Source organism: Neorhizobium sp. IRS_2294, from assembly GCF_050500145.1.
Classification (GTDB): domain Bacteria; phylum Pseudomonadota; class Alphaproteobacteria; order Rhizobiales; family Rhizobiaceae; genus Neorhizobium; species Neorhizobium soli.
On the sequence record NZ_CP191440.1, the window covers coordinates 970994 to 991484 of the forward strand.

Consider the following 20491-nt stretch of genomic DNA (forward strand, 5'->3'; position numbering starts at 1 on the left):
AAAGGACATTCCCCGCATGTTTGCAGTTGAAGTTCGCGACCACATGATGATTGCCCATAGCTTGCCACGGGAGGTATTCGGCCCGGCCCAGGCGATGCATGGAGCGACCTTTATCGTCGATGCCGCCTTCATGACCGAAGACCTCGATGAAAACGGGCTCGGTGTCGATATCGGCCTTGCAACGACGGTGCTGAAAGCAATCGTTGCGCCGCTCAACTATCAGAACCTCGACGAGCTGGAGATTTTCCGCGGCAAGGTCACCACGACGGAGGTGCTTGCCAAGCACGTGTTCGATCAGCTGAAGGCCGGCATCGCTGCCGGCGATCTTGGTCCCGGCGGTGTCCGCATCCGCCGTCTCAAGGTGACGCTGCATGAAAGCCATGTGGCGCGTGCCTGGTACGAGGCCGCAATTTGAACGCCGCATCACAAGAGCGACGGCTCGTGTTCGCCATCCCTGGCGACATCGAGATCCGCAGCGGCGGCTATGGCTATGACCGGCGGATGATCGAGGAGCTCAGGGCGATCGGCTGGACTGTGGAGCACCTGCAGCTTCCCGGTGGCTTTCCGGAGCCTAGCGAAAGCGAGCTGGCCGAAACTGCAGAAAAGTTTGCAGCTCTTGCCGATGGAAGTCTCGTTCTCGTCGATGGCCTGGCCTTTGGCGCGATGCCGGCGATTGCCACGCTGGAGGCGGCCCGCCTCACGCTGGTAGCACTTGTCCATCATCCGCTGGCACTTGAAAGCGGTATTCCGGTCGCCGCTGCCGAGCGGTTGAGGAAGAGCGAAATGACAGCACTTGGTGCCGCCAAGGGTGTTGTCGTCACAAGCCCCAGCACGGCCCGGACATTGGTGTCGCAATTCCGCGTGGCGCCGGATCTCGTGCGTGTCGCGGTGCCCGGAACGGAGCAGGGAAAGCCTGCATCAGGCAGCACAGGCGGAGACGGGGTGATGATCCTGTCGGTGGGATCGCTGACGCAGCGCAAGGATCATGCGGCGCTGATTTCAGCGCTCGAGCGCATCTCCGATCGCAAGTGGCAGTGCCGGATCGTCGGCAGCGATGACATGGATCGTCACTGCGCGGCCGATCTGCGACGACAGATCGAGGCGTGCGGGCTCTCCGACCGGGTGACTTTGACGGGCGCGCTTGAAGATGTTGCAGCCGAGTATACCCAAGCGGATATTTTTGCTCTCGCCAGCCGCTACGAAGGCTACGGCATGGCCTTTGCGGAAGCCATGGTGCGCGGCCTGCCCATCGTCGGCTGTCGCGGCGGGGCGATACCGGATCTGGTGACTGACGATGCCGGGATACTCGTGGAACCGGGCGACATCGCCGGGCTCTCCGAAGCTCTGGCGCTGCTGATCGACCAGCCGGAAACGCGACAAGCTTATTCTGCGGGCGCACTTGCCGTTGGCCAGCAGCTGCCCGATTGGCCCGCAACGGCAAAGGTGCTTTCCGATTTCCTGGAGGAAATGCGATGAGTGGTTTCGACACGGTCTGGCTCGATCTGCGCGAGCCCGCGGACAACGCTGCGCGCGATCCCGACCTCCGGCGGTCGGCCATTGAAAGTGTGACCGCAGACGGGAACGGCGCGACGGTCGTCGATCTCGGCTGCGGAACCGGCTCCACTGTCCGCGCACTCGCGCCCCAGAGTTCGTCCTGGCACTGGCGGCTTGTCGACAACGATCCGCAACTGCTCGAAGAAGCGGCAAACAGGCTCGGCATGCCCGACCAGGTGAAATGCCTGCAGGCCGACCTTAGCCAGTTGGCGCCTGAGCTCTTCACGGATGCGAGGCTGGTGACAGCATCTGCGCTTTTCGACCTGGTCTCCGCCGAATTTCTGGAGCGTCTTCTGCATCTCCTCGCGAAGCGTGACATCGGCCTCTATACGGCGCTCAACTACGATGGCGTCTGCAGCTGGGAGATCGCGCACGAGGCGGATGCCTTGGTTGTCGAAGCGTTCAATACCCATCAACGCCGCGACAAGGGCTTTGGACCGGCGCTTGGTCCAACGGCGGAAGCGGTCTTGGCCAGACTGGCAGAGCAGGCGGGCTTCAAGGTTCTTACCGGTCAGAGCCCCTGGCGCCTCGGCGGCGATCAAGCCGAATTGCAGCGACAGTTCATTGACGGCATGGCAAACGCTGCGTCTGAGACGGACCGAATAGAGAAGGCGATGCTGGACGACTGGCGACGGATGCGTCTCGAGATGGCATCGCGTTCGGCCTGCGAAGTCGGGCACTGGGATATGCTTCTCCTCCGCTGATTGGTTGCCACCCCGATCATCCCGCTGTCGGGGTGGAAAGAAGCCAGAGGCCGAAGACGGTATAGCCTATCATCGCAAGGGCCAGAAAAGCCTCACTGATGGTGGCGCTTGCCGGTTTCACGAAGTGCTTGAGCGCAATCATGTGGGCGATCAGAATGCCGATGCAGTGCCCGGCCACGATGATCGCGGTCTGTGCGATCCAGAGCTTTTCGACACTGTTGATGTCGATCAGCATCGATGCCGTGACGTGGCGATCGGCGGTGCCGAACAGATCCCAGCCAAGCGCAAAGGGATCCGAGATCGCAGAGTAGAGATATTGCCCGTTGATCAGAAGCAGGCTGAGATAGTGGGCTGCATGGAAGGCAACCGCTATCGGAATGATCGAATAGACCAAATGCGTGATCAGCCCTCGATCAGCGACTAATCGTGCCTCTCCGGCAAGCCGGGCTCCTGATATGACAGCCGTAAAATAGATCACTGCGAGCACCGCCGGAGCGGCGATCAAACCGAACGTATTCGGCAGGGTCACAGCGCTGCGGCCGGGAAATTCCAGCGGGTTCACCCCGATCATCCAGAGCCAGGTAAAGGTCTCTGCAAAGCCATCGAAGGACGCCGTTCCGAGCGTCAGCAGCAGGAATACGGCCGCGCTGATCGGCGGCGGCTCCGCCGCGACGCAGTCTTGCCCCGGCCAGCGGAACCGGACACTCGTCCATATTCCGGATTTCGGCGGCGTGATTTCAAAGGGCGCGATCATGCCGATCATGCGGAAATACACCGAGAAGGGTTCGCCCCGCTCTGTCCAATCTCGCTCTCCGAAAACCAGCATGGCGATGAAATTGAGAATCCAGTAGACCGAGACGGCGATGGCGAGACGGGGAGGGTCCTCCGGGGCGAGCGAAACCAGCTCGTACCAGGTAAACATCAGAAACAGGAGGATCGCGGGGATGTAACCGACGGCCTCCGGCAGCTTCAACAGGGGAGCTTCGCCAAGCCTGCCGCCCGTCGCTCGCCGCAGGAGGCGAAGAGGACCCGTCCAGGGATTGAGCCATGGCCACAGGTTTCCAACCAAGGCCTGCACCAAGGTCAGGCCGACCCAGAACAGCGTCCAGACGACAAGCGGCAGCGGATTTTCGAGCGGATCGCCTGTCGAATAGCGGCCGGCGGCGATCAGTACCAGCAGAAGCACGAAGCTCAGAGTGCTGACCATCACGATCGGCGGCACCGGCCGGCGATCGAGCGTGATGGAGGCACTGCCAGCATGTGTGAACCAGCGCGACGGAACCAGCAGCAATGCGACGAAGGTAACTGCGACGACGATCGCGCCGCCTGTCAGGTAATATTCGGTCGGCAGCAGCATCACCAGCCCGCGTTCCGTCCCGTGCGCGCTGGCCGTGCAGGGCATGAGCGTCCACAAGAGAGCTGCCGTCGCCGATGGACAGGCCGGCAACCGGTGTTTTCGGGGAAATGACGGCAACGGGTTCATCCTGCGTCTGGTGGCGTGATCGGCTGAAACATCATGCCGGGATGGAGAAGCGTATCCCATAACACGACATCTTCGCTCAGACTGGGCCTCGTGCCGCTCCTGTCAGGTCTCCTGAACAGCGGAATTCTTTGCTATAGGACATGGTAGGGCTCTTATTGTCGGTGGCACCTGGTAGACCATCGACTATCGCATCAGCATGATGGGCGTCAGTACCGTTGAGAGGAAATTTCGAATGACCGACAAGACTTCAGCACCGAAATCCTCGGTGACCCGCCGGACGACCCTTCTTGGAATGGGCGCGGCAACGGGTGCGGGCATTCTTTCTTCCGTCTCGCCGGGCTTCGTCCGATACTCGCACGCCCAGACCTCCGCCCCGATCAAGCTCGGCTTTGAATGCCACCGCACCGGTATCGGCGCATCCTATGGTCGCTGGTACGAGCGCGTCGCACGCGCTGCCGTCAAGATCATCAACGATGAGGGCGGCATCAACGGTCGTCCCGTGGAACTGATCGTTGAAGACGATGGCACGGATCCGAAACGAGGCGCCGAAGTCGTTGAGAAATTCGCGACCCAGCATAAGGTCGATGCTGTGTTCGGGACGCTGTTTTCACACGTCGTCGTCGCCGCCGCGCCGCGGGCGGGCGAATTGAAAATGCCCTATCTCGTGGTATCGGAAGGCACCCACGTATCCTCGGGCAGCCTCAACCGCTATTGCTTCCAGCCCGGCATCACCGACGTTCGCAGCCAGGTCACGTCAGTGGCACCTTGGATCACGCAAAACCTCGGCAAGAAAGTCACGATGATCTTCCCGGACTACGCCTTCGGCTATGACCACCGCGATAATCTTCCGCCCGCAATCAAGGCGCAGGGTGGTGAGGTCGTCGAGATGATTGCGGTGCCACCGACGGAAACATCGTTTACGCGCTACCTGCCGCGAATTCCCGCAGACACCGACGTGCTCTACCACATCATGGTCGGTCCGGCGGTTCTCACCTTCGTCACCGAGCTCGGTCAGTTCTACGGCTCGCAGCGACCCCAGATCTTCGGCTTCATCGATAGCGTCGAGGCCGTCGATCTTTCGACGCCGCAACTGAGCTTCCTCGATGGGACCTATTTCTGGGAGGGCATGCCCCGCTACGCCCAGAAGGACCAGAGCGAATGGGACAAGTTCTATCGCACGGCAGTCGGCGTCAACGAGAATGGTGCAAGCATCGCCGATCCGAAGGACATCGCCACCTACGCCCATATGTACGGGGTCTGGGAAACGCTGTTCACCATCAAGCAGGCGATGCAGGCATCCGGATATAGCGGCCCGCAGGACAAGGCCAAATTCATCGAAGCCTTGGAAGCGATCGAGACATTCGAGGAAGGCCGCGATCATCCGCAGGGCAACAAGATCTTCAACGGCAAGAACCATCAGGTCTACGGCCATCAGAACATCTCGAAGGTCGAAGGCGGCCGGATGGATGTCGTGCACCGGACCTCGATCGAAGACGGGATGTACGAGGTGACGGCGGACTACACGAAAATGTCGCTCTGACCGGTCTTTTCCGGACGGATCGGCTGTCAGGTCCCTTCGCTCTTCACCCCGCGTCGTTTTTCCTGTCTAACCGCAGCAAATAAGGCAAGGGGACAGTCGTGTCCGTGCATAGGAGCTAGGGTTTGGCGTTCGGTCCGTTTCTGCTGCTGGCGACATTGGAAGGACTGCTGCAGGCCGCGGTCCTCACATTGACCGCACTCGGCCTGTCTCTGGTGTTCGGCGTCATGCGCGTCGTCAATGTCGCCCATGGCGAATTCTACATGCTCGGTGCGGTCGTTGCGTGGTGGGTGGCATCGATGTTTTCGCTGCATCCAGCCGTCGGCTTCTTCGCGGCACTCGTCATCAGCCCGCTGATTGTCGGGGCGATCGCATTCGCCAGCGAGCGGCTGATCCTGAAGCGCCTGAATTACGATCCGGAATCGACCATCGTCGCCACGATCGGCATGCTCTACATCATCCAGCAGACGGTCCTTTTGACCTATGGTCCGGATGCGCGGCCGGTGTCGGCTCCATTCCATTACCGCATCCAGCTGCCGTGGTTCGGCTATTCCGGTTACAACCTCTTCGTCATTGCAGCGGCGATCGTGTTGCTGCTCGCCGTCTGGTTCGTGCTCAGCCGCACCCGGCTTGGGCTCATCATGCGGGCAACGCAGTTTGATCGCGAGATGGCGCAGGCCTTCGGCATACCGATCGAACGGGTCTGTGCCTTCGTCTTTGCCGCCGGCGCCATGCTGGCGGCGATAGCAGCGGTGCTGATCGTGCCGATCCGTCAGGCCCATTACCTAATGGGGCTCGATCCGCTGCTTCTCTCCTTCATCGTCGTCATCCTTGGCGGCCTCGGCAGTCTGCGCGGCACCGTCATTGCAGCCCTTCTGATCGGACTGAGCGACGGCATCATTTCGGTGTTCTTCTCACCGACGCTTGCAAAGATCATCTCGACCCTGCTTGTCGCCCTTGTTCTGGTGTTCAAGCCGGAAGGTCTGTTCGGGGCAAAGGCGCGATGAGGAGCGACAACACCATGCGCGTCATCGCGCTTCATGTCGGCGTGCTGGCAGCTCTCTTTCTCGTCCAGTTCGTGCTGCCCGACTATCACCACCTCGCCATGACCCGCGTCATGCTGTTGGCGATCTATGCCATGGGCTACAACATGCTGTTCGGCTATACGGGCCTGCTCAGCCTCGGACATGCGATGTTCTTCGCCGCCGGTCTCTATGGCGCCGGCATGACGGCCTATTACACCGATCTCGGCGTGCCACTCGCGTTTCTCATCGGAATTGTCTGTGGTGCCGCCCTGTCGCTCGTCATCGGCGTGATTGCTCTGCGAACGACCGGCGTCGCCTTCATGATTGTCACCATGATGTTCGGCCAGGTTGCCTATCTCACGATCACCTACTTCACCGACTATACCCGCGGCGAAGAAGGCCTGACGATGCCGGCAGCCGCCCGCAGTTTCGATCTCCTCGGACTCCACATCGACCTGACGAATGCCGTGCAGCGCTACAACCTGGCGCTCGGCCTTCTGGCTTTGACACTGCTCGTCATCTTCATCGTCGTCCGCGGACCGATCGGCAGGGTGCTGATCGCGATCCGCGAAAACGAGACGCGCACGCTGATGCTGGGCTTCGACACATTCAAGCTGAAGCTCGGTGCGCTCGTCCTGTCAGGCACGATATCCGCCATGGCCGGTGCCGCCTACGGGCTGATGTTCGCCTATGTCGGCGCAACCTTTGCCACGATCCAGTATTCGATCGAAGCGCTGCTCTTCACGTTGCTCGGCGGTGCCGGAACGATCCTTGGTCCGCTGCTCGGCTCAATCCTCATGTTCTACATGATCGACATCACCAGCGAATACACCCAGGCCTATCTGCTCGTGACCGGCGTCGCGCTTGTGGTTCTGGTCCTCTTCTTTCCGAAAGGCATTCTCGGGACGATCCGCGAAAGGTGGCTGTCATGGCTTCCGTGAGCCTGCTTTCGACAAAAGGTCTCAGCCGCCATTTTGGAGGGCTGAAAGCCGTTGACAATGTCGACTTTACCATCAGAGAAGGCGAGATCCGCGCGCTGATCGGTCCGAACGGTGCCGGAAAGACGACTTTCGTCTCGTTGCTGGCCGGTCGTATCGCGCCGAGCGCCGGTTCGATCGAGTTCCTGGGCAAGGACATCACCAACCTACCGGCGCATAAGCGCGTGCGCGACGGCATCGCCTATACATTCCAGATCACCAGCATCTATCCGACGCTGACCGTGTTCGACAACGTGGCGCTGTCGGCACAAAGCGCTTTAAGGCGTCACCCCGGCTCGAAGCGGTCTGATATTGCCGAGAAGGCGCAGGAAGCCCTGGACCGCGTTGGCCTTGCGGATCGAATGGGAGAGAAGGCCGGGACCATGGCCTATGGCCACCAGCGGCTTCTCGAAGTCGCGATGGGACTGGCGCTGGAGCCGAAACTCCTGATCCTGGATGAGCCGACGCAAGGCTTGTCGGATAGCGAGATCGAAAGTTTCTGCCGGCTGGTCAAGGAAATCGCCACGTCTGCAACGGTCCTTTTGATCGAGCACAACATGCCCGTCGTCATGCAACTCGCCGACACGATCACGGTTCTCAACCACGGTCAAATCCTCGCCGAGGGGTCGCCCGGAGACATCCGTGCCAACGCAGCCGTGCAGGCCGCCTATCTGGGAACCGGTTGATATGCTCGAAGTCTCCAATCTCGATGTCTATCACGGCAGCAGCAAGACGCTGCAGGGTATGTCGCTTACGGTGGAGAAGGGCGAGGTTCTCTGCCTGCTCGGCCGCAATGGTGCGGGCAAGACGACGACCCTGCGTGCCATCATGGGTTTCGCAAAGACCGGTGCCGGTAGTATCCGGCTGGATGGCACCGAGATTTCCGCGCTGCCGGCGCATGAAAGGCCACGCCTCGGCATCGGCTATGTGCCGCAAGGCCGCCGGTTGTTCTCCGAGCTGACCGTGCGGGAAAATCTCGAAATCGGCATGATGACGCGCCGCAGTCCGCCGCGCGTGCTCGACGAAACATTGGCTCTGTTTCCCCGGCTGCAGGAGCGGCTCGGCCAAGTCTCCGGGACGCTGTCCGGCGGCGAGCAGCAGATGCTGGCGACCGCGCGCGCCTTATGTCTCGATCCCAAGGTCATCCTTTTGGACGAACCGACCGAAGGCCTGATGCCCTCGATGATCGCCACGATCCGCAATGTCGTGTTGACGCTGCGCAATCAGGGGAAAGCAATCCTGCTGGTCGAGCAGCGGGTCGAGGCCGTGTTGTCGATCGCCGACCGCGTCTGTTTCGTCGAGAACGGCAAGGCGCAGGCGGTTATGCCGGTAGAGGCGCTGAGAGCCGATCCGTCTCTTCTGTCCCGCTACGTCGGTGTCGGCTAAAGTCGGGCGATCTTGCGTGGCTCGATCCTGATCACCGATCAGACCATGCCGACCTGGCCGGAATGCAGCCGGTTATACGCGCCCCTGCGTTCGATCAGGTCCTGATGGGTGCCCTGTTCGGCAATACCAGAATCATCAATGACGACGATTCGATCGGCGCCCTGGATCGTGGCGAGCCGGTGGGCGATGATCAGCGTGGTCCGCCCCTGCGATAGTTCGGCAAGCGAACGCTGTATCGCACGCTCGGTTTCAGTATCAAGCGCGGAGGTCGCTTCATCGAGGATCAGGATCGGTGGGTTTTTGAGGAACATGCGGGCAATCGCGACCCGCTGCTTCTGGCCGCCGGACAATTTCACGCCACGCTCACCGATGACAGTGTCGAGCCCCTCCGGCAGGTTTGCTAGCATGTCCTCCAGACGTGCGCGGTGCGCCGCTTCGACAATGTCGGCCTCGGAAGCACCCAGTCTTCCATAGGCGATATTTTCCCGCAGCGTACCACCGAACAGGAAGACATCCTGCTGCACGATGCCGATCTGCTGGCGAAGGGATTCCTTCGTCATCTTGCGGATGTCGATCCCGTCGATCGTGATGCTGCCCGACACGACTTCATAAAAGCGCGGAAGAAGCGAGCATATGGTCGTCTTGCCGGCGCCAGAGGGGCCGACGAACGCAATCGTCTCGCCAGCACGGATGTCGAGGTTGATCTCTTCGAAGACAGTCTTCGTCGCGGTGTATCCGAAGGTCACGGACCGGTACGCGATCTCGCCTTTCAGGTGATCAACGGCGACCGCATCCGGTGCATCGGCAATATCCGGCTCCGTATCGATCAGTTCGGTAAACCGCCTGAAGCCCGCGATCCCCTTCGGATAGGTCTCGATCACCGAATTGATCTTTTCCACCGGACGAAAGAAGATGCCGACGAGAAGCAGAAAACCGATGAAGCCGCCCGCCGTCAGCTCGCCGGCGAGCACGAAATAGGCGCCGGTCACCATCACCACCATCTGGGTCAGCCGCATGCTGAGGTAACTCATGGAGCTGGTGGCGGCCATCAGCTTGTAGGCTTCCAGCTTCACGCGGCGATAGCTTTGGTTGTCCTTTTCGAACAGCGCGCGCTCGTGACCCTCGTTGGCGAAAGCCTGCACGACACGCATACCACCGACGTTTTCCTCAATGCGTGCGTTGAACTCGCCGATCCGGCTGAAAAGCCGATGGAAATTTTCAGTCATGCGGCCGCCAAAATGGCTTGTTGCCCAGGCGGTCACAGGAACGATGGTCGCAGTGATGACCGCCATCTGCCAATTGACTGAAAACATCAGCAGCAGAGCGCCGACAAAGGTCATCAGCGCAATGAACAGGTCTTCAGGCCCGTGATGCGCGACTTCGCCGATTTCCTCCAGGTCCTTGGTCAGGCGCCCGACGATATGACCAGTTTTTTGATTGTCAAAATAGCCGAACGACAGCTTCTGCAGGTGGTTGAACGCCGCCCGCCGCATGTCTGTCTCGATATTGATGCCGAGCATATGGCCCCAATAAGTGACCACGGCCATCAACCCTGTGTTGAGGACATAGATGACGAGAAGGCCAGCGGACGCGAGGATGATCAGCAGCCATTCCTGGCTCAGCAGAAGCCTGTCCACAAACAGCTTCACCGCCATGGGAAATCCAAGCTCGAGGAGGCCGGACACGATGGCGCAGCCGAAGTCGAGGAGGAATAGGCCTTTATAGGGCTGATAATAGGAGAAGAAGCGGCGAAGCATGCTGACCTGCAGACGATGTCACATCTGGCCTGCAGCGATGCAGGCCAGATGTGAGAACATGAGTAGCCTTCTCATATTCGAAAAGCCGCCGGAAAGGATAGTGCCGTTATGCCACGGCACGCCATTCACTTCGTTCAGGCGGTCTGCATAGTTGTGATCAGCCGCGCCCGAACTCGTCGACGATACGGATGATGTCGTCTTCGCCGAGATAAGATCCCGTCTGAATTTCGATCATTTCAAGCATAATCTTGCCGGGGTTGGCCAGGCGATGGACTTCACCTTGTGGAATGTAGACGCTCTCGTTCTCGCGAACCGTCTGCACGGTGTCACCGATCGTCACCTCGGCCGTGCCCTTGACGCAGATCCAGTGCTCCGAGCGGTGGTGATGCTTTTGGAGAGAGAGCTTCTTGCCTGGCGTCACAAACAGCCGTTTCACCTGGAACCGATCGCCGTTGAGGATCGAGGTATAGCCACCCCAGGGGCGGTAGGAGGTTGGATGTGTTTCGGTGAGAGCCGAAGTCGCCTTGGCGGCGGCGAGTTGCTTGACGATGTTGCCGACGTTCTGACTGTCGTTGAGGCGGCCGACATAGACAGCGTCCTCGCTGGCGATGACGGCAATGCCATCCAGACCCTGCACGGCCATATGACCGTGGCGCGACAGGACGAGCGAGTTCTTCGTGTTGATCAGCGTCGCGTTGCCGAGCGCGACATTGCCATCGGCATCCTGCTCGCCCAGCTTCCAGACCGCATCCCAGCTGCCCATGTCTGACCAAGTGAAGGACGCCGGCACGACAGCAGCGTTTGCTGTCTTTTCCATGATCGCATAGTCGACCGAGATGTTCGGGCTGGCCGAAAACGCGGCCTCGTCGAGGCGCAGGAAATCCAGGTCACCGGATGCCTTTGCAACGGCAGCGCTTGCCGCTTCCGCAACGGCTGGCGCAAAGCGGTTGAGTTCTGACAGAACCGTGCCGGCCTTGAACATGAAGATGCCGGAGTTCCAGACAAAGCCGCCAGACGCCAACATCTTTTCGGCTTCGGGCAGGGCAGGCTTTTCGACGAAGCGCTTTACTGTGTTCGCACCGCTTGAGAGCTGGTCACCGATCTCGATATAGCCATAGCCGGTCGAAGGCTCGGTCGGTGTAATGCCGAAGGTGACAAGCTTGCCGCTTGCTGCCGTCTTGCGTGCGGTCTGAATGGCATCGAAATAGGCCTTGCCCGCTTCGATTTCGTGGTCGGAGGCCAGCACCTGCAAAATCGCATCATCGCCGAACTTCTCGGCGACGAAGGCAGCGGCTGCGGCAACGGCCGGTGCCGTGTTGCGTGCGGAAGGCTCCAGCATGATCGCCGTGAGTGGCAGGCCAAGCTCACGTGCCTGTTCGGCGGCAAGGAAGCGGAAATCTTCGTTGGTGATGACGATTGCAGGCTCATAGAGCGTCTCGTCCGCAACACGCGCAAGCGTGGACTGAAACAGCGTCTGGTCGCCGACGAACTGTATAAACTGCTTTGGTGCAGAAGACCGTGACAACGGCCACAGCCGCGTGCCCTTGCCGCCTGCCATGATTACGGGAATGATCTTGCCAACCATAGTCTCAGTCTCCACTGACGCTTTTGCTTTTGAGATTTGTCATCGGTTACGTTCTGCCGCCCAATGCCGAATGAGATCAAGCCCTTGATCCAACAATTCCGAGGCGGCCCGTTCATCCGGCGCTTCGACGTAGCAGCGCATTTCCGGAGCATTTCCGGAAGGGCGAAGATGGATGATACGCCCGTCTTCGAGTGTCGCGCGAAGCCCGTCGATGTCGCTTTTCGAAACGACCGAGCCGATCGGTGCAAGGAAAGCCGCGAGGTTTTCGTCGGATGCCCGCAGATGGGCCATCAATGCCGCACTCGTTTCCACCGGGAAGTTTTCCAAGCGGTCTGCCGCTGCAAACACAAGCGGATGATCGGCAACGACACGCGATAGCGGTTGCTTGGCTTTCGCGAGAAGCGAAAGCGTCGCGATTGCCGGAAGAAAGCTGTCTCGGGTCGGCAACGCCTTCAATGTGCCGCCAGCGACTGTGAAATCGGAGCCGGTCAGTGTTCCGCCATTTGCCTCAAACCCAACGATCTCCGTATCACCGGCGTCGGCGGCCGACTGCATTGCCGCGATCACGAAGGGAGAGCCGACTTTCGTTCTCAAAACTCTGTAGTCGCCGGCGGCTTCTATCTGAGAGTTGGACGTGACCGGCGTGGCGACGACCTTGGCATGAAGAAAGTTCGCCGTGATCAGGCCCAACAGGTCGCCTCTGAGCGGTTGCCCTTTTTCGTCTGAGACAAGCGGACGGTCGCCGTCCCCGTCCGCTGACACGATCGCGTCAAGACGGTGCTGCGGGGCCCAGCTGCGAAGGAAATCAATCGTTTCGGCGGAAACGGCTTCCGTATCGACCGGAATGAAACGCTCAGAGCGTCCAAGCGGTACGACACGCGCCCCCAGCTTTTCAAGGATCTGAACGAAGAGATCGCGTGCGACCGTCGAATGCTGATAAACGCCGATAGTCAATCCGGCCAATGCGTTCGGAGCAAGCAGCATGGCATTGCGTTCCACGAAAAGCGCTTCGGCCTCCGCCCGCTGATCTGCAGCTTCGCCCGCCGCGTCGTCGATCTCTTCGCCAACCATAGAGCCGGCGATCGCCGTGATTCGGATCTCGTCCTGTTTGTCGATCTCGCCATCGGCACGGTAGAATTTGATGCCGTTGCGATCATCCGGGATATGCGATCCTGTGATCATCAGGCAGGCAGCCGAGAGCTTCATACCGTATAGTGCAAGCGCGGGTGTGGGAACGGCACCGCAGTCGATCGCGCAGAGTCCTGCTCGCTGCAGGGCGCCGATACATGTTGCCGATATACCGGGGCTCGAAGCGCGAAAGTCACGACCAACCAAGACCGGATCACCCGGTTTCGCAAGCCCGGCCTCAAGAAGATGGCGCGCAAACGCCGTCGCATAGAGCGCCGAGGCTCTCCCCTGAAGGTCAACGACAAGACCGCGAAGGCCGCTTGTTCCAAATTTCAGTTAGTGAAAGCCCCAAACAATGGCATCGTTTCGCGAACAGGTTTAAAACATCGGAAATTTCCACAAGCTAGCTTCGCTGGAGTTGATTTTTACCGTCGCCTCGGTCAGCTGTATCGCATCTGCGAAAGTGCAAGCTCGCTTCACCTTATGGTTGAGCATAAATAATGTCCTCGCTACTTTCTCGAATCATTACCTCGTTGCTTTCATACAGCGCTATTGATAAAGCCGGATGAGAATTTGGCGCCCGAGGTGAGTTATGCTATTCAAAGACACAGCGATTTCTGGATTAGTGATAATTCAGCCTACCAGATTTGGTGATAGCAGAGGCTACTTTTCAGAAACCTTCCGCGCTGACTACTTCAAGAAAAATGTTGGTCCCTGGGAGTTCACTCAAGATAATCAGTCTCTCTCTGCTGAACTTGGGACCATACGTGGCCTCCATTTCCAACTTCACCCAAGAGCACAAGGCAAGCTAGTTCGCTGTCTTGCAGGCTCCATCCTTGATGTCGCAGTCGATATCCGCACCGGCTCGCCAACCTATGGTCAGCATGTGAAGGCTGAGCTTACGGCCGATAACGGCCACCAGCTGTGGGTGCCGCCGGGCTTCGCCCACGGCTTCTGCACCCTAGAGCCGAATAGTATCATTTCTTACAAAGTCACCGACTACTACAGCCCTGAGCATGACCGCGGTCTTCTGTGGAATGATCCAGAGCTCGGGATCGAATGGCCAGTCGATGCGGAGGCGGCGGTTCTTTCGGCTAAGGACAAAGTCCAGCCAAGGCTTGCCGATCTTGGGGGCGCGTTTGTATACCAAGCCTGATTTCTCTGGAGATTTCGAATGCGTGTAATCGTCACCGGCGGCGCCGGATTTATTGGGTCCGCGGTTGTTCGCCACCTCGTCAGCGTAAAGGGCTATGAGGTCCTGACCATCGACAAGTTGACCTATGCAGGTAATCTTGCTTCGCTCTCGACTGTCGACAACAATCCACTACATCGTTTTCTACAGGCCGACATCTGCGATCGCGCCGCCATACAGCAGGCTTTCGAGAGCTTCCAGCCCGATCGAGTGATGCATCTTGCCGCCGAAAGCCATGTGGATCGCTCCATCACGGGTGCTCGCGACTTCGTCGAAACCAATGTCATTGGTTCGTTCACCCTGCTCGAGGCTGCCCGGCATTACTGGAATGGTCTGCCGACCGACCGCAAGGATGCCTTCCGTTTCCTCCACGTGTCGACCGATGAAGTCTATGGTTCGCTCGGGGAAGACGGTCTCTTCACGGAAGAGACGCCGTACGATCCTTCGTCTCCCTATTCTGCCTCCAAGGCGGCGTCCGACCATCTGGCTAAGGCGTGGGCGCGCACCTATGGCATGCCGATTGTCGTCTCCAACTGCTCGAACAATTACGGCCCCTACCATTTTCCGGAAAAGCTCATTCCTCTGATCATTCTGAATGCTCTCGAAGGAAAGTCGTTGCCGGTCTATGGCAATGGCGCCAACATTCGCGACTGGCTCTATGTAGAAGACCACGCCCGCGCGCTGGACCTGATTGCCGAGCGTGGCCGTATCGGAGAAACCTACAATGTCGGCGGACGCAACGAGCGCCGCAACGTCGATGTCGTAAAGCGCGTCTGCTCGATCATGGACGGATTGGCTCCGAAGCCGACAAAGCACGAGAGCCTTATCTCTTACGTGACGGATCGCCCTGGTCACGACGCCCGCTACGCCATCGATGCGACCAAGCTGGAAACCGAACTGGGTTGGAAGGCCGAGGAAGACTTCGACAGCGGCATCGAAAAGACCATCAAGTGGTATCTTGAGAACGAATGGTGGTGGGCGCCGCTTCGCCAGGATTACGACGGCAGCCGCCTTGGCCTGCTCGCAGCCACCGGAGCGAAGTGATGGTTCGTCGCTATCTCGTCACGGGTCAGGAAGGCCAAGTGGTTCGCTCGCTCGTCGAACGTGCGTCACGCCATCGGGACATTGAAGTCCTGCCTTTGGGTCGACCGGCGCTCGACCTTGCCCGGATCGATACGATCGAGGCAGCAATTCTGAGTGCCAAGCCTGCCGTGATTGTTTCCGCAGCCGCCTACACCGCGGTCGACCAAGCCGAGACGGATGAGGCGAACGCATTTGCGATCAACGCTGCAGCGGTTGGCGAGATCGGAAGGGTTGCGAAGGCACTTGGTATCCCAGTTGTGCATCTGTCGACGGATTACGTGTTCGACGGCAAAAAGTCTTCTGCCTATTTAGAGACCGATCCTGTCAACCCGCTCGGCGTCTATGGTCGCTCTAAGCTCGAGGGGGAGCGTCTGCTGGCGGCCTCTGGAGCAGACTACGCGATCCTGAGAACGGCCTGGGTCTTCAGCCCCTACGGCAAGAACTTCCTTCGGACCATGCTTCGCGTCGCAGAGACGCGAGATGACTTGAACGTCGTCGCAGATCAGATCGGCAACCCGACATCTGCTCTTGATATCGCTGACGCAGTCTTCAAGGTTGGCGATAATCTTCTGGCTTTAGACGATGCGCGCCTGCGCGGCGTTTTTCATATGACCGGAACGGGCGATGCCAGCTGGGCAGAGTTCGCGTCAGCAATATTTGAGGCATCGGGCAAGAGTGGTGGATCGACGGCAAACGTCCATCCAATCACGACTGCCGAATATCCAACGCCTGCAAAACGGCCACAGAATTCTTGCCTCGACTGCAGCAAGCTTGCCGCGGAACACGGCGTATCCATGCCGGACTGGCAAAGTTCAACATTGGAAGTCGTTCGTCAACTTCTCTCGGCTTAGCGAAAACATATTGGGGACAATCGCATGAAGGGCATTATTCTGGCCGGCGGAAGCGGAACGCGTCTGCATCCGATGACACTTGTGACATCCAAGCAGCTTATGCCTGTCTACGACAAGCCAATGATCTACTACCCCCTGTCGACGCTGATGCTGGCTGGAATTCGCGACATTCTGATCATATCGACGCCGCACGACCTGCCGCATTTCCAGCGCCTGCTCGGGGATGGTTCCGCATGGGGGATCTCGTTGTCCTATGCGGAGCAGCCATCACCGGATGGTTTGGCTCAGGCCTATATCATTGGAGCCGATTTCGTCGGTTCCAATCCGTCCTGCCTCATTCTTGGCGACAACATTTTCTACGGCCACGGCATTACTGAACTCTTCTCAAGTGCAGCCGCCCGCGAGGACGGCGCAACGGTGTTCGCGTATCATGTCCACGATCCTGAGCGCTACGGCGTCGTTGAATTCAACACAGATATGAAGGCTATTTCCATTGAGGAAAAGCCAAAGAATCCTCGCTCCACTTGGGCCGTGACCGGTCTCTATTTCTACGACAAGTCGGTAGTAGACATCGCTGCCAATTTGAAACCATCGCCTCGGGGTGAACTCGAAATAACTGACGTAAATCGTGTTTATCTGAGCCAAGGAAGATTAAATGTAGAGCGGATGGGTCGCGGTTATGCTTGGCTTGACACGGGTACCCCAGATAGTTTGCTCGAAGCCGGGGAATTTGTCGGAACGCTGCAGAGACGCCAAGGAATCAAAATTAACTGCCCCGAAGAAATTGCCTTCAATAAAAACTTTATAACCTCGCAAGAGCTCGAACTGCTAGGCAAAAAACTAGGGAAAAGCGAATATGGTAAGTATCTCCTAGCTGTGTCCGCTGGTCTCATATAGATTATACTAACACAAGTTGCTTGTTTGATAGCTAATTAGCGCAGCATTATGTGAGTTGAAAACTAGGTGTACGTGAGGCCTGTATTTGCGTACGCCTATTCGAGCTCCCGCATAACCATTAATCGAGCATTTGTTTCAGACTGATCGCGAAGGACCCGCGTTGCCAGAGGCTAATCAGGACCCACGCAGATCTTCATTACCCTGTGCCAAGCCGGGGTCTCACTACGATCCATCGAAAAAGCGCTCTTAGTGAACGCTGTCAGCTCCCGTGGCTAAGACCGAGAGATCCCGGAGTCGCGCGAAAGCCAATCTCTCGTGCTACGCTTTCCGATTGCGGTACCGAGGCGTCTGCAGAACCGAAAGAGAACTTGGACGAACTAGCGGCGGACGGGCGCTCGTCTTTGTACTTCGAGTGAAATGTCGCCCTACGTCTGGCAACGGCACGAACTGTGGGCTTCACTTACGGCAGCGGTTACGGTATCTGTCCTAAACCATTAATACCGTTTGAGAGACCGGTGGAAACGGGAACGCGGCGTCGTCCGACCGACCGATGGGCACGGTCCATGCCGTTGATCGCCGATGCTAACAAACTCGCAGGCCTAGGAGTAAGGACGTTTTGAACTCTTATCAGTCGTTATGCCCTGAATTATCCCTAACAAATGTAGCTCCTGTCGGACTCGCTGAGCAGAGTTCATACTCTGTATGGTCCGGGGACCTGGGCGCGAACGGCGTCCTGCGACAAAGCTGTCCTGAGAATTTTAGCTTGCACACCGATGAAGAGGAGGCCCCGTGGTGGAGCGTTGATTTGCAAAGACCGTACCCGGTCGAGGCAATAGTTGTACACAATCGGCGTGACGGATTTCACGACAAAGCTAAGACACTCTCCATTAAAATTTCACTCGACATGATTACGTGGACCACAGTCCACAGTGGGTTAGCCTACTTCGGACCTGGTAACGGCGCACCGCCGCTACAGCTTCCGCTTCGAGGCAGCGCGTGGGCTCGTTACATTAGACTCGAGCTTAGCGAGCGTAATTACTTTCATTTGTCTCAGGTCGAAGTATTCGTAGAAACTAGATACTCTCGCATTGTCGAGCTTTCAGCAGAGTGGCGAGTCAGACTTCCAATGTCGGATGAGCCTAACTCGCTGTACCCCGAAAGTTATAATATTGTCGCTCGGCATTCAGACGTTTCGCCTGATATCATTGGATTGAAAATCAATCAGCACGGCGCGTTTGGAAACTGTGTCATCCAATACGCTAATGCAATCGAAATCGCACAAAAGGCGGGGCTGCAATATATCCAGGTGGCTGAGGGAGGTCTCGTCAGTCTTAATGAACCAATCGCGATGGATGGGATAACGTTCCTTCCGGCTGACGCGCCGCTTCCAGAGAGCGGCGCTTTCCTACGCGGTTATTTTTTTCATACACAGCCCGACCAGTCACGAACTGATGAAAACTACCACCGGATCATCAGGGATATTGTAAAACGACTTTTTCCGTCCATCAAATCCTCGTCGAAACCTCTCGACGAGCTATGCATACATATACGGTCCGGCGACATATTCTCAAGCTGGGTTCACGCCGATTATGTCCAGCCCCCTCTAGCGTTTTACAAGCTGGTAATCGAACGACTTTTGAATGAGGGTTCAATTTCGAGAGTTAAGCTCGTTTTCGAAGATAGGCAGAATCCGGTCATCGATGCACTCGAAAGATATTTGATTGAGAACCAGATTCTCCATTGCTGCCAGAGTGGTGCAGTTGTTGCTGATATCAACAGCATCGTCAACTCGCGGTACATGGCATACGGGTATGGAACATTCGGTCCCGCCGTCTGCCATTTCTCGGACGCGATTGACACAGTCTTCAACTTCGTGCCGGAGGGTGGCCAGTTTTTCCCCGCACTTCCAAACGTCAGAACGATAGTAAACGTGATCGACGGCTCTCACGAATACATCAAGGTGGGTGACTGGACTAATTCAGACCTACAAAGGCATACTATGCTAAATTATCCCACAGACAAACTTTGTTTAGCCTAGTGTTATGCGGCATGAACGATGATCACGTAGGTTGCGCGGCTTGGATCTAAGCAATATCAGAAAAAAACTCAGCAACCAGGATCGATTCTTGGAGTGCACGGAAACGAAATCCTGATTCAAAGCAGTCTGATAGACTGTAGACCGACCGTAATAGAGGTATACGAAGAATGGCTAAAACTGCGCTTATCACCGGCGTAACCGGACAAGATGGATCTTATCTCGTTGAGCTACTGCTTGAAAAGGGATACGAGGTGCACGGTATAAAGCGTCGCTCGTCCTTGTTCAATACACAGCGAATTGACCATCTTTTCCAAGATCCACATAGCGCTAATCCCAGACTTCACCTGCACTACGGTGACCTCAGTGACACGTCCAATCTCACAAGGATCATCAACCAGGTCCAGCCTGACGAAGTTTATAATCTCGGCGCTCAATCGCATGTCGCGGTCAGCTTCGAGGCGCCTGAGTATACCGCGGATGTCGACGGAATAGGGACCTTAAGGTTACTTGAAGCGATCAGGTTCCTCGGACTAGAAAAGACGACACGATTTTATCAAGCCTCGACATCGGAACTGTACGGCTTAGTGCAAGAAACTCCTCAGCGGGAAACTACTCCGTTCTATCCGAGATCGCCTTACGCGGTTGCGAAGCTGTATTCGTACTGGATAACGGTAAATTATCGAGAGGCGTACGGTATGTACGCTTGCAACGGAGTTCTTTTCAACCACGAGTCTCCGCGACGTGGTGAAACCTTCGTGACACGTAAAATTACCAGAGGTTTGGCTAATATCGCACAGTCCTTAGAAGATTGCCTATATTTGGGTAACTTGGATTCGCTGCGGGACTGGGGCCACGCTAAGGATTATGTCCGTATGCAGTGGATGATGCTGCAGCAAGAACAGGCGGAAGACTTTGTAATTGCCACTGGCAAGCAGTATTCCGTTCGCCAATTTGTACTATGGGCGGCACAAGAGCTCGGTATAACTCTGGCGTTCTCCGGGCAGGGTGTAGACGAGATCGGTACAGTAGTCGAAATCACCGGCACAGACGCACCCGGGCTTTCGGTCGGCGACATTATAGTAAAGGTAGATCCAAGATACTTCCGACCAGCGGAAGTCGAGACCTTGCTTGGAGACCCATCCAAGGCTGCAAGTAAACTAGGTTGGACGCCGGAAATCACTGTACAGGAAATGTGTGCAGAAATGGCGGCCCATGACCTTGAGGTTGCGAAAAGGCACGCGTTCTTAAAGCAGCACGGGCACCATGTCGCTTTTTCCGTCGAAGGCTGAGACGA

The 20491-nt window shown here is 57.6% G+C and carries 18 protein-coding genes; 14 read left to right on the forward strand and 4 right to left on the reverse strand.

Annotated elements, in window-relative coordinates:
* Window positions 1-16: 16 nt before the first annotated feature.
* Genes ACQY1K_RS21675 through ACQY1K_RS21685 form a run of 3 tightly spaced genes read left to right on the forward strand, consistent with a single transcriptional unit; the run spans window position 17 to window position 2258 of the window.
* Window positions 17-415 carry a 6-pyruvoyl trahydropterin synthase family protein gene (locus ACQY1K_RS21675; protein ID WP_062458601.1) on the forward strand — a complete coding sequence of 133 codons (399 nt, stop codon included), beginning with the start codon at window positions 17-19 and terminating at the stop codon, window positions 413-415.
* Window positions 416-441: 26 nt separating this feature from the next.
* A complete protein-coding gene (locus ACQY1K_RS21680; protein ID WP_430259376.1) occupies window positions 442-1476 on the forward strand; it encodes a glycosyltransferase family 4 protein in 1035 nt (344 codons plus the stop codon).
* Entirely contained in the window at window positions 1473-2258 is a 786-nt protein-coding gene (locus tag ACQY1K_RS21685; RefSeq protein WP_430259378.1) for a class I SAM-dependent methyltransferase, read from the forward strand. Before ACQY1K_RS21680 ends, ACQY1K_RS21685 begins: the two co-directional genes overlap by 4 nt.
* Window positions 2259-2274: 16 nt before the next feature.
* Here ACQY1K_RS21685 and ACQY1K_RS21690 read toward each other — a convergent pair whose 3' ends face one another.
* On the reverse strand, window positions 2275-3660 hold the full coding sequence (locus ACQY1K_RS21690) for a hypothetical protein (protein ID WP_430259380.1): 1386 nt from the start codon (window positions 3658-3660) through the stop codon (window positions 2275-2277).
* 313 nt (window positions 3661-3973) lie between these two features.
* On the opposite strand from ACQY1K_RS21690, the gene ACQY1K_RS21695 reads away from it, so the two are divergent.
* The 5 genes from ACQY1K_RS21695 to ACQY1K_RS21715 all read left to right on the forward strand — a co-directional run bounded on the left by ACQY1K_RS21695 (window position 3974) and on the right by ACQY1K_RS21715 (window position 8666).
* Complete coding sequence (locus ACQY1K_RS21695; RefSeq protein ID WP_430259382.1) at window positions 3974-5281, forward strand: ABC transporter substrate-binding protein; 1308 nt, start codon at window positions 3974-3976, stop codon at window positions 5279-5281.
* 122 nt (window positions 5282-5403) lie between these two features.
* On the forward strand, window positions 5404-6285 hold the full coding sequence (locus ACQY1K_RS21700; RefSeq protein WP_430259384.1) for a branched-chain amino acid ABC transporter permease: 882 nt from the start codon (window positions 5404-5406) through the stop codon (window positions 6283-6285).
* The gene (locus ACQY1K_RS21705) at window positions 6282-7244 is read left to right on the forward strand and encodes a branched-chain amino acid ABC transporter permease (protein ID WP_430259386.1); all 963 of its coding nucleotides are present in this window, start codon (window positions 6282-6284) and stop codon (window positions 7242-7244) included. The genes ACQY1K_RS21700 and ACQY1K_RS21705 overlap by 4 nt, the downstream gene beginning before the upstream one ends.
* Window positions 7232-7966, forward strand: a complete 735-nt coding sequence (locus ACQY1K_RS21710; RefSeq protein WP_174197437.1) for an ABC transporter ATP-binding protein — start codon at window positions 7232-7234, stop codon at window positions 7964-7966. Before ACQY1K_RS21705 ends, ACQY1K_RS21710 begins: the two co-directional genes overlap by 13 nt.
* A gap of 1 nt (window position 7967) precedes the next feature.
* Window positions 7968-8666, forward strand: a complete 699-nt coding sequence (locus ACQY1K_RS21715) for an ABC transporter ATP-binding protein (protein WP_430259388.1) — start codon at window positions 7968-7970, stop codon at window positions 8664-8666.
* 38 nt (window positions 8667-8704) lie between these two features.
* Here ACQY1K_RS21715 and ACQY1K_RS21720 read toward each other — a convergent pair whose 3' ends face one another.
* From ACQY1K_RS21720 to ACQY1K_RS21730, 3 genes are all read right to left on the reverse strand, one after another.
* Entirely contained in the window at window positions 8705-10423 is a 1719-nt protein-coding gene (locus ACQY1K_RS21720; RefSeq protein ID WP_092664368.1) for an ABC transporter ATP-binding protein, read from the reverse strand.
* A 157-nt stretch (window positions 10424-10580) separates the two neighbouring features.
* The gene (locus tag ACQY1K_RS21725) at window positions 10581-12008 is read right to left on the reverse strand and encodes a mannose-1-phosphate guanylyltransferase/mannose-6-phosphate isomerase (protein WP_430259390.1); all 1428 of its coding nucleotides are present in this window, start codon (window positions 12006-12008) and stop codon (window positions 10581-10583) included.
* Between the two features lie 39 nt (window positions 12009-12047).
* The gene (locus ACQY1K_RS21730) at window positions 12048-13472 is read right to left on the reverse strand and encodes a phosphomannomutase (protein WP_430260623.1); all 1425 of its coding nucleotides are present in this window, start codon (window positions 13470-13472) and stop codon (window positions 12048-12050) included.
* A gap of 256 nt (window positions 13473-13728) precedes the next feature.
* On the opposite strand from ACQY1K_RS21730, the gene rfbC reads away from it, so the two are divergent.
* The 6 genes from rfbC (at window position 13729) to gmd (ending at window position 20486) form a co-directional block, all read left to right on the forward strand.
* On the forward strand, window positions 13729-14292 hold the full coding sequence (rfbC, locus tag ACQY1K_RS21735) for a dTDP-4-dehydrorhamnose 3,5-epimerase (RefSeq protein ID WP_430259392.1): 564 nt from the start codon (window positions 13729-13731) through the stop codon (window positions 14290-14292).
* Window positions 14293-14310: 18 nt separating this feature from the next.
* Window positions 14311-15372: a dTDP-glucose 4,6-dehydratase gene (gene rfbB / locus ACQY1K_RS21740; protein ID WP_430259394.1), complete on the forward strand. Its 1062-nt coding sequence runs from the start codon at window positions 14311-14313 to the stop codon at window positions 15370-15372.
* Entirely contained in the window at window positions 15372-16262 is an 891-nt protein-coding gene (rfbD, locus tag ACQY1K_RS21745; RefSeq protein ID WP_430259396.1) for a dTDP-4-dehydrorhamnose reductase, read from the forward strand. Before rfbB ends, rfbD begins: the two co-directional genes overlap by 1 nt.
* A 24-nt stretch (window positions 16263-16286) precedes the next feature.
* A complete protein-coding gene (gene rfbA / locus ACQY1K_RS21750; RefSeq protein ID WP_430259398.1) occupies window positions 16287-17159 on the forward strand; it encodes a glucose-1-phosphate thymidylyltransferase RfbA in 873 nt (290 codons plus the stop codon).
* Window positions 17160-17922: 763 nt separating this feature from the next.
* On the forward strand, window positions 17923-19197 hold the full coding sequence (locus tag ACQY1K_RS21755; RefSeq protein ID WP_430259400.1) for a discoidin domain-containing protein: 1275 nt from the start codon (window positions 17923-17925) through the stop codon (window positions 19195-19197).
* A gap of 167 nt (window positions 19198-19364) precedes the next feature.
* On the forward strand, window positions 19365-20486 hold the full coding sequence (gmd, locus tag ACQY1K_RS21760; protein WP_430259402.1) for a GDP-mannose 4,6-dehydratase: 1122 nt from the start codon (window positions 19365-19367) through the stop codon (window positions 20484-20486).
* Window positions 20487-20491: the final 5 nt, after the last annotated feature.